The organism is Streptomyces sp. NPDC006265 (assembly GCF_040613555.1).
In the GTDB taxonomy this organism is placed as follows: domain Bacteria; phylum Actinomycetota; class Actinomycetes; order Streptomycetales; family Streptomycetaceae; genus Streptomyces.
Genome location: NZ_JBEXSH010000329.1, coordinates 1 through 8,963, shown reverse-complemented (window position 1 = coordinate 8,963; position 8,963 = coordinate 1). Strand labels below are relative to the sequence as shown.

The following is an 8,963-nucleotide window of genomic DNA, read 5'->3' as shown; positions in this document are numbered from 1 at the left end:
GTCAGTTGCGTCCAGGTGCCCTCGGGGACGTAGTACGTGACGTCACCCTCGTCGCTGAACACCGGGGCGACCAGCACCGCCCACCGTGCCAGGGAACGCTTGGCAGCCCGGGAGCGGTCGGGTGTCAGTCCGGGCAGATACAGGGCATCGGCCAGCAGGGCCGCCGCGTCGGCCGAGTCGATGGCCAGAGTGAAGACACGTCGCTCGTCACAGCGGACCCGGAAACCCGCCGTGCGCAGCACAGCGGCCAGCCCGTCGCGAGCCTGCGGGTTGGGCCACGGCTGGCTTACGGCACGCAGGGCTACCATCACCCGGACCCAGCCGAGCATGCCGGAGGGGGAGAGCCCGGACCGGGAGGGCACCAGCGCCGCGAGCACCCCTCCGGGCCGCAGCACACGCCGGACCTCCCCGAGAACCTGCGGCAGCGGGGTGACGACCGGCAGGCACATGGCCGCGCAGACCGCCCCGACGCTCGCGGAGGCGGCCGGGAGCGCGTCCGCACCGGCCCGGACCAGCGGTCCGCGGCCCCGGCGTGCCGCTTCGGCGAGTTCTGCCGCCGACAGGTCGATCCCGATCCAGTCGGCGTCGGGGAGTTCGTCGCGGGTGGGTGCCGAGCCGCAGGCCAGATCGAGGACCGTGCCCTCGATACCGCGCAGCGGTTCGGCCAGCCAGGCGTAGGGGGAGGTATCGGCCCGGGAGAGGAGCTGCTCGGTGATGCCGGGGTGCGCATGGTGGTAGGCGGCGATGAAGCGCCGCCAGTCCGGTTCGTCCATCCAGCCTTCGCCCTCATCCCGATCTTCCCGCCCATGGGGACTACTCGCCCCTGTCCTTTGTCGGGAACCCTGCCGGGCCGGCCCCTCATTCCGTTTCGGACACGCCGGACCCGCACGGATCACGCGGGAGGGCCATCGTGACCGTGATCGTGGGGCGGAGAAAGGGAAGGCCCCGGCTGTGTCAGCGGGTTTCCCCCACGTCCCACAATCGCGCGCCGCCCGTCCCACGGCGGCCCGCCGACTGGAGAGAGCCCGAACCATGAACAGGTACGACCTGGTGGTCATCGGCGGCGGCAGCGCCGGGCTGACCGCGGCCCGCACCGCCGGGCGCTTCGGCGCCCGGACGCTGCTCGTCGAGCGGGACCGGCTGGGCGGAGACTGTCTGTGGACGGGGTGCGTACCGAGCAAGGCACTGCTCCACGTCGCCTCCGACGTACAGGCGGCCCGCCGAGCCGCTGCCTACGGGCTCCCGCCGGTGACCGGTCCGGCCGACCTCACGACGGCCCTGGCGGAGGTGAAACGGGCGATCGGCGCGATCGAACCGCATGACTCGGCTGAGGCACTCGCCCCGTACGGAGTCGACGTCACATACGGCGCGGCGTCCTTCACCGGCCCGGGAGCCCTGACTGCGGGCGAGCAGGAGTTCTCCTTCCGGTACGCGCTCATCGCCACGGGTTCCTCACCGGCCCTGGTACCGGTCCCCGGCCTGGCCGAGGCCGACTCGCTGACCAGCGACAGCGTCTGGGAGCTGTCCGAACTCCCGCGCCGCCTGGTGGTGCTGGGCGGAGGGCCCATCGGCTGCGAGCTGGGCCAGGCATTCGCCCGGCTCGGCTCGCAGGTCACCCTCGTGGAGGCCATGGAACGACTGGTGCCGCGTGAGGAACCCCGGGCGGCACAGGTGTTGCGGGAGCGGCTGGAGGCCGAGGGCGTCACCGTGCTGACGGGCTACCGTGCCGAGAGAGTCGATGCCGATGCCGTCCACGGGCCCGGTGGCCCTCTCGCGTACGACGCGCTGCTGGCCGTCACGGGCCGCCGTGCCAACGTCCAGGGGCTCGGCCTGGGGGCGGCCGGTGTGGAGCTGACCGGCACCGGTCACGTCCGCACCGACGATCGGCTGCGTACCACCAACCATCGGATCTACGCCGCCGGTGACGTCACTGGCCGTTCTGCGTTCACTCACCTGGGCGGCACGCAGGGCGGAGCGGCTGCCACCGACGCTCTGCTGGGCGTGCGGCGCCCCGTCGACTACCGCGCGGTGCCCTGGGTGACGTACACCGATCCTGAAATCGCCCGCGTCGGCCTCACCGCCGACGAGGCGCGCGAAAAGTACGGCGAACGCACACGCGTCCACACGCTGGGGAACGACCGGGGCGACCGGGCCGTCGCCGACGGCCGCACCGAGGGCTTCACCACTCTCGTGCTGGGCCCGCGCGGGAAGATCGTCGGAGCCACGGTGGTGTCGCCGAGGGCCGGGGAGACCATCGCCCATCTGGCGGCGGCGGTGCGCCTGGGCTGGACGCCGTCCGACTACGCGCGCACCGTGCACCCCTACCCCACATACGCCGACGGACCCTGGCATACGGCACTGGCCGATGTCTACGCCCGCCTGGCACGTGGCAGCGGTCCCATCGGCGCGCTGCTGAAGCTCCGCAGAGGGGTGATCCGGTGATCCTCCGCATCGTCCTGGGTGCCGTCCTCGCGACGATGGCGCTGGGCCAGATCGCCTCGTTCGACGCGATGCCCGCCATCCCGACCACCTACGGTCTGACCTCCGGCGCGGCCTCGACCGCTCTGGCCGTGGCGTTGATCAGCGCTGAGGCGGTGACGGCCGGCTGGTTCCTGACCCGGCCCCGCTCCCGCGCCGCCACGCCCGTCTGGCTGTACACGGGCGTCGCGCTGGTGTGGTCGACCCTCGCCACCCAGGCCTTCGCCCGCAGGCTCGGCCTCGACAACTGCGGCTGCTTCGGCACGTACACCGCCCAGCCGCTGCGCTGGTACGTCCTCGTCGAGGACGCCCTGATGCTGCTGTACGCCCGGCTGCTGTGGCGCGGACTGCGGCGGGCCCGCCCCGCCCTCCTCACCGGCCAAGTCTCCGCGGCGGCCCCGACACCGCAGGGGAACCACTGATGTGGATCATCACGGCACTGCGTGCCCTCGAACGTGCCACCCGTCCCTACGACACCGAGTTCGCCGACGCCATGGAACGCCGCTGGGCGGAACTCCCCGACGTGGCCAGGACACCGGGCCAGGTCCTCGGCCGACATGGAGTCGGCTGCGAGGGCACCCACGGCGTCTTCCCCAAGTGCAACCTCAAGTGCACGCCCTGCTATCACTCCCGGGACGCCAACCACGTACGCATCGACGGCCCGCACACGCGCGAACAGATCGCGGCCCAGATGGGGTTGCTGCGCGAGCTGCGCGGCCCGCACGCCCACACCCAGCTCATCGGCGGCGAGGTGAGCCTGCTCGCCCCGGACGACCACGCCGCCGCGCTGTCGATCATGCGGGAGCAGGGCCGGGAACCGATGAGCTTCACCCACGGCGACTTCGACTACGACTACCTCGCCCGGCTCGCACTCGGCCCGGACGGCAGACGGCGCTTTGCGCGGCTGTCCTTCGCCGCGCACTTCGACAAGTTCATGTACGGCCGGCGCGGCATCGAACGCCCGCCGGACGAGCAGTCGCTGAATCCGTACCGGGCGCGGTTCGCCGCCATGTTCTTCCGTCTGCGGCGCGAGCACGGAGTGCGGTTCTTCCTCGCCCACAACATGACCGTCACCCCGGGCAACCTCGACGAGGTCGCGAGCGTGATCCGCGACTGCCACGCCATGGGCTACGGCATGTTCTCCTTCCAGCCCGCCGCCTTCCTCGGCGACGAGCGCCGTTGGAAGGAGAAGTTCCGCGAGGCGACCCCGGACGCGGTGTGGGCGGAGATCGAACGCGGCGCGGGGACCCGGCTGGGCTACCGGGTCTTCGAGAACGGCGATGTGCGCTGCAACCGCACCGCCTACGGCTTCTACGTCGGCCGCCGCTGGTATCCGTTCCTCGACGGCGGCGACCCGCGCGACCTCGCCGTACGCGACGCGTTCTTCCGCTACTTCGGGAGAGTCACCTTCACCGGCACTCCACCCGCCCTCCTCGCCGCCAAGGTCCTTCGGGTGGTGGCACGGCACCCGTCCACCGCAGTGACGGCACTGCGCTGGCTGGTCCGCACTGCCCGCCGCGTCGGGCTGATGCGGCTGGCCCGCCACCGGATGCGGGCGCGCCCGGTCACGTTCGTCATGCACCAGTTCATGGACGCCGAAGTCGTCGCCCCGGCCTGGGAGATGACGCAACGCGGCGAGCAGGCCGCGGAGCCGCGACTGCGCGAGACCCAGGAGCGGCTGGCCGCCTGCCACTACGCCATGGCCCACCCCGAGAACGGCACCCTCGTCCCCGCCTGCGTGCAGCACGCCGTACTCGACCCCACCGAGAACGCGGCACTGCGCACACTGCTGCCGATCGTCGAGGTCCGCACCACCGCCGACCGCTCGTCCAGCACGTCACCGAAGGAGAAGTAGTCCATGCGCATAGGTGTGATCACCGGCTCGGGCAGCTACGACTGGCCCCACCTGGAAGGGGCCGCGGAGCGGACCGTCGTCACCGACCACGGCGAAGTCACCGTCACCGAGGGACGCCTGGGGGATGCGGAGATCGTCCAATTGTCCCGGCACGGAGCCGGTCACCACCGGCTCTCCACCCAGGTCGACCACAAGGCGAACCTCTCCGCCCTGCTGGCCTGCAGGACGGAGGCCGTCGTGTCCTTCACCGTCTGCGGCTCCCTCGACCCGGACCTGCAGCCGGGCTCCCTGGTGGTCTTCGACGACCTGTACTTCCCCGCCAACCGGCTGCCCGACGGAACCCCCTGCACCTGGTACGACACCCCCGGTGAGGCAGGCCGCGGCCACTGGATCTTCGACCGGCCCTTCAGCGAACCACTGCGCCAAGCGCTGATCACGGCCGCCGAGCAGACTGGGGTGCCGGTCGCGACGCAGGGCGTGTACGGGCACGTCGACGGCCCTCGTTTCAACACGCGCCCCGAGGTGGCCGCGCTGGCCTCGGCCGGGGTCAGCGCCGTCAGCCAGACCGCGGGACCGGAGGTCGTCCTGGCCGGTGAGGCCGAGCTGCCCATGGCGCTGGCCGGATTCGTCACCGACTACGCCAACGGCGTCGCCCCCGAACCGGAACCGGTACAGGCGTTGCTGGAGCGCATGGAGGTGAGCAAGGAGGTCTTCGCGACGCTGGCCGGGCACGCGCTGCTTTCCCTGAGCGCCGTGAGCGGGGCCGGTTTCGTCTACCGGTTCGACGCGTGAACGCCGTCGGCCACGGGGGCGCCCCCTCGTTCCTGGCCATGGCGAAATCGCCCCGGCCCGGCACGGTCAAGAGCCGGCTGCAGCCCCTGCTGGGCCCACTGCGCCGCGCGGAACTCCAGGCCGAACTCATCCGCCACACCACGGCCGTCACCACCGCCCACACCACGCGCACCTACCTTGCCTACGCGCCGAACGACGGCAAAGACGCCATCAGCACGGCGGTGCCGACCGGTGTCCGGTTGCTGAGCCAGCACGGTGAAGACCTCGGACAGCGCCTGGCCGCGGCCGTCACCGACGCTTCCACCGACGGCGCGGACCCGCTCCTGGTCGTCGGCACCGACGCGCCGTCCCTCACCGACGACCCTCTGAGCGCCGCGTTCACCTCCCTGGAACACCATGACGTGGCGCTGGGCCCGGCGCTCGAGGGCGGCTACCACCTGATCGGCCTTCGAGCACCCCACACCTCGCTCTTCGCCCTCGAACCGGATGTCCGGTGCACGGACCGGGTACTCGCGGCGGCCCGCGCCCTCGCCGACGGCGAAGGGCTGAGCATGAGACTGCCGCGTCCACTGCCGGACCTGGACACCCCCGAGGACGCCACCGCTCTCCTGACGGAACCGGCGCTGCCCACCCCGATCGCCGCCCTGCTCCAGCCCCAGGAGACGCCATGACGCAGGTGTCGATCATCGTCCCGGTCCTGAACGAAGAGGCCACGATCTACGGTGCGGTGAGCTGCCTGTGCCGGGACTTCCCCGACTGCGAGCTGATCGTCGTGGACGGCGGCTCCACCGACGCCACCGCCGAACTCGCCGCTCTCCACGCCACCGTGATCGGCAGTGAGCGCGGCCGGGCCAAGCAGATGAACGAGGGCGCCCGCCACGCGTCCGGCGACATCCTGTGGTTCATCCACGCCGACACCGCCATCGACCCCGAAGCCCTGGGCCAGATCCGGGCCGCGCTCGCCGACCCGGCCGTGGTCGGAGGCGGCCTCACCCTCCGCTTCGACCGCCGGACACCCGGCCTGAACTACCTTGCGTGGACGTCCAACGCCCGCGCGCGGCGCCTCCACCACATCTTCGGCGACCAGGCCATGTTCATGCGCCGCACCGTCTTCGAGGCTCTCGGCGGCTTCCCCGACCTGGCCATCATGGAGGACCTGGAGATGTCGCGGCGCCTGCACCGCCGAGGCCGGCTGAGCCTGCTGCCCGCCACCTCGACGGCCTCCTCACGCCGGCTGATCGCCCACGGGACCTGGCGCATGATCGCCTTCATGCAGTACCTGAAGCTGCTGTACTTCGCCGGCGTCGACCCGGAGGCCATTCGCGCCCGCTACATCGCAGGCCCCCGCCTCTTGCCGAACAGAACGCCGAGAGCGGCACGAACCAGCAGCACCTGAACGCCCCCGCTCCCCTCCCTTCAGACCTTGGAGACCGATCTCATGCGCATCGCAGTCTGCGGAGGGCCCTACGGGAACCCGTACGCCCTCCAGGCGTTCGTCGACGACGCCCGTGCCCGGGGCGCCGAGCGGCTGTTCTGCCTGGGAGACCTCGGCGGCTTCGGCGCCGAGGTCGATTCCCTGTGGCCGATCCTGACCGACAACGGCATCGAGTGCGTCGCCGGGAACTACGACGTGGCCATCGCCCGCGGCGACACCGACTGCGGCTGCGGCTACCGCGACCCGAAGGACAACGAGTACGCCCAACTCATCTACGACCACACGCTCGCCACCACCGGCCGCGACTTCGCCGCCTGGATGGGCACCCTGCCCACCGAGCGCCGGGAGACCATCGACGGCGTCGACGTCCACATGGTCCACGGCTCGACCCTGGCGCTGAACGACTTCTGGTGGGAGTCGCTCCCCGAGGAGCAACACCGCCTCCGCGCCGAGGCGTCCGGGGCCGACGTCGTGCTGTGCACCCACAGTGGTCTGCCCTGGCAGCGACGCATCGGCGACACACTCGCCGTCAACGTCGGCGTACTCGGCAAACCCGCCAACGACGGCCGCCACGAGGTCTGGTACGCGATCCTCGACCTCTCCAACGGTCACGTCACCGCCGAGCTGATCCCGCTCGCGTACGACTGGCGGGCGCAGGCGCGCTCGATGCGCGCCGCCGGGCTCCCTGAGATCTTCGCCGAGACCATCGAGACCGGCTGGTGGACCACCTGTCTGGAGATCCTTCCGCCGCGTGAGCGTTCCCGGGGCCGCTACCACCTCTACCGCTCCACACTGCCCTCCGGCTTCCGCCCGGCGGACGACGGCTGGGGAGAGACCGCGCCCCAAGCCCTTCAAGGCGACCGGCCGGTGGTCCCGCTGTTCGACACCCCCTACTTCCCGGCGCGCCTGTGGATCTACACCAACTTCCACTGCAACCTGGCCTGCGACTACTGCGCGGTCGCCTCCTCCCCGAAGGCGACTCCCCGCACCCTGCCCACCGACACCTTCCGCGCCCTCGTCGACGAGGCCGTACAGGCCGGGTTCACCGAGCTGTACCTCACCGGTGGCGAGCCCTTCCTCCACCCGGACATCGTCGGCCTCCTCGACTACGCCTCCGCCGAGCTGCCCACCGTCGTGATGACCAACGCGATGCTGCTGCGTGGCCGTCGCGCCGCCGGCCTCACGGACCTGGCCAACCGCAAGCTCACCGTCCAGACGTCCCTGGACGGCGCCACCGCCCAGACCCATGACCTTCACCGCGGTTCCGGCTCCTGGCAGCGCACCCTCGACGGCATCCGCCACCTGATCGGCCTGGGACTGCCTCCACGCGTCGCCCTCACCGAAACCCCGGAGAACACCCACGAGGTCCCCGCGGTCGCCGAGTTGCTGGCCGGACTCGGCCTGCCCGCCGACCACTTCGCCGTACGCCCGGTGCTGCGCCGCGGCTTCGCCGAGACCGGAGTGGAGATCGGCGAGGACTCCAGCATCCCCGAACTGACCGTCACCACCGACGGACTGCACTGGCACCCCGCCGGCGCCGACCTCGCCACCAGCCCCGATCTCCATCTCGCGCCCGCCGGAACCTCGCTCACCGCGGGCAAACAGCTGGTCACCGAGCGGTTCTTCGCCGCCCGCCTCACCGACGGCACCCTGCCCCGCCCCGTCCACTGCGCCATCTGAGACGTACGCGCACCGAAAGGAAGCCCCCATGCAGCGACACGTCGCGATCCTCGGCGCCGGACCCGTCGGCCTCGACGCCGCTCTCGCCTGCGCCGATGCCGGATGGACGTTCACCCTCTACGAAGCCGGGGAGACCGTCGCCGCCCACGTGCGGGCCTGGGGCCATGCCCGCCTCTTCACCCCGTGGGACCTGAACGTCTCGGGCCGGATGCGGACCCACCTGCCGGACGCCCCGACCGGCGCCGACTGCCCCACCGGGGCCGAACTGGCCAGCCGACTGCTCGACCCGCTCGCCGCACTGCCCGCCCTCGAAGGCAGCATCAGGCTACGCACCCGCGTGGCCGGCGTCGCCCGCACCGGCCTGCTCAAGCACGAGCACATCGGCACCGACACCCGCGCCGCCACTCCCTTCACCCTCCTCCTGGACACCCCCGACAGTGAGGACACCGCCGAGGCGGATCTCGTCCTGGACTGCACGGGCACCTACTCCCACCCCAACACCCTGGGCCCCGGAGGCGTCCCCGCCCCCGGCGAGCGCGCCCTCGCCGAGCGCGTCACCCGTACCCTCCCGGACACCAGCGACCCCGGCCGTTGGGCGGGCACCGTCCTGCTCGTCGGCGCGGGAAAGTCCGCCCAGACCGCGGCCCGCGACCTCGCCGCCCTGCACGGCACCCGTGTCCAGTGGGCGGTGCGCGGTACGGCGCCCGACTGGGGCGCCGTACC

8 protein-coding genes and 1 pseudogene are annotated in these 8,963 nt (G+C 71.9%); 8 read left to right on the top strand and 1 reads right to left on the bottom strand.

Annotation, left to right across the window (positions count from 1 at the left end):
• The coding region (locus tag ABZ281_RS24930; RefSeq protein WP_356658827.1) for a methyltransferase domain-containing protein at nucleotides 1-773 on the bottom strand (773 nt) is incomplete at its 3' end.
• Nucleotides 774-1,032: 259 nt separating this feature from the next.
• On the opposite strand from ABZ281_RS24930, the gene ABZ281_RS24925 reads away from it, so the two are divergent.
• The 8 genes and pseudogenes from ABZ281_RS24925 to ABZ281_RS24890 form a co-directional block, all read left to right on the top strand.
• Complete coding sequence (locus ABZ281_RS24925; protein ID WP_356658825.1) at nucleotides 1,033-2,442, top strand: FAD-dependent oxidoreductase; 1,410 nt, start codon at nucleotides 1,033-1,035, stop codon at nucleotides 2,440-2,442.
• A complete protein-coding gene (locus tag ABZ281_RS24920; RefSeq protein WP_356658823.1) occupies nucleotides 2,439-2,900 on the top strand; it encodes a MauE/DoxX family redox-associated membrane protein in 462 nt (153 codons plus the stop codon). The genes ABZ281_RS24925 and ABZ281_RS24920 overlap by 4 nt, the downstream gene beginning before the upstream one ends.
• The gene (locus ABZ281_RS24915; RefSeq protein ID WP_356658821.1) at nucleotides 2,900-4,333 is read left to right on the top strand and encodes a radical SAM domain-containing protein; all 1,434 of its coding nucleotides are present in this window, start codon (nucleotides 2,900-2,902) and stop codon (nucleotides 4,331-4,333) included. Before ABZ281_RS24920 ends, ABZ281_RS24915 begins: the two co-directional genes overlap by 1 nt.
• 3 nt (nucleotides 4,334-4,336) lie before the next feature.
• Nucleotides 4,337-5,125 carry an MTAP family purine nucleoside phosphorylase gene (locus tag ABZ281_RS24910; protein WP_356658819.1) on the top strand — a complete coding sequence of 263 codons (789 nt, stop codon included), beginning with the start codon at nucleotides 4,337-4,339 and terminating at the stop codon, nucleotides 5,123-5,125.
• A complete protein-coding gene (locus ABZ281_RS24905) occupies nucleotides 5,122-5,796 on the top strand; it encodes a TIGR04282 family arsenosugar biosynthesis glycosyltransferase (protein WP_356658817.1) in 675 nt (224 codons plus the stop codon). Before ABZ281_RS24910 ends, ABZ281_RS24905 begins: the two co-directional genes overlap by 4 nt.
• The gene (locus ABZ281_RS24900) at nucleotides 5,793-6,521 is read left to right on the top strand and encodes a TIGR04283 family arsenosugar biosynthesis glycosyltransferase (protein ID WP_356658815.1); all 729 of its coding nucleotides are present in this window, start codon (nucleotides 5,793-5,795) and stop codon (nucleotides 6,519-6,521) included. Before ABZ281_RS24905 ends, ABZ281_RS24900 begins: the two co-directional genes overlap by 4 nt.
• Nucleotides 6,522-6,563: 42 nt before the next feature.
• On the top strand, nucleotides 6,564-8,240 hold the full coding sequence (locus ABZ281_RS24895; protein ID WP_356658813.1) for a radical SAM protein: 1,677 nt from the start codon (nucleotides 6,564-6,566) through the stop codon (nucleotides 8,238-8,240).
• Between the two features lie 28 nt (nucleotides 8,241-8,268).
• A pseudogene (locus ABZ281_RS24890) lies at nucleotides 8,269-8,963 on the top strand (flavoprotein); the annotation flags it as partial.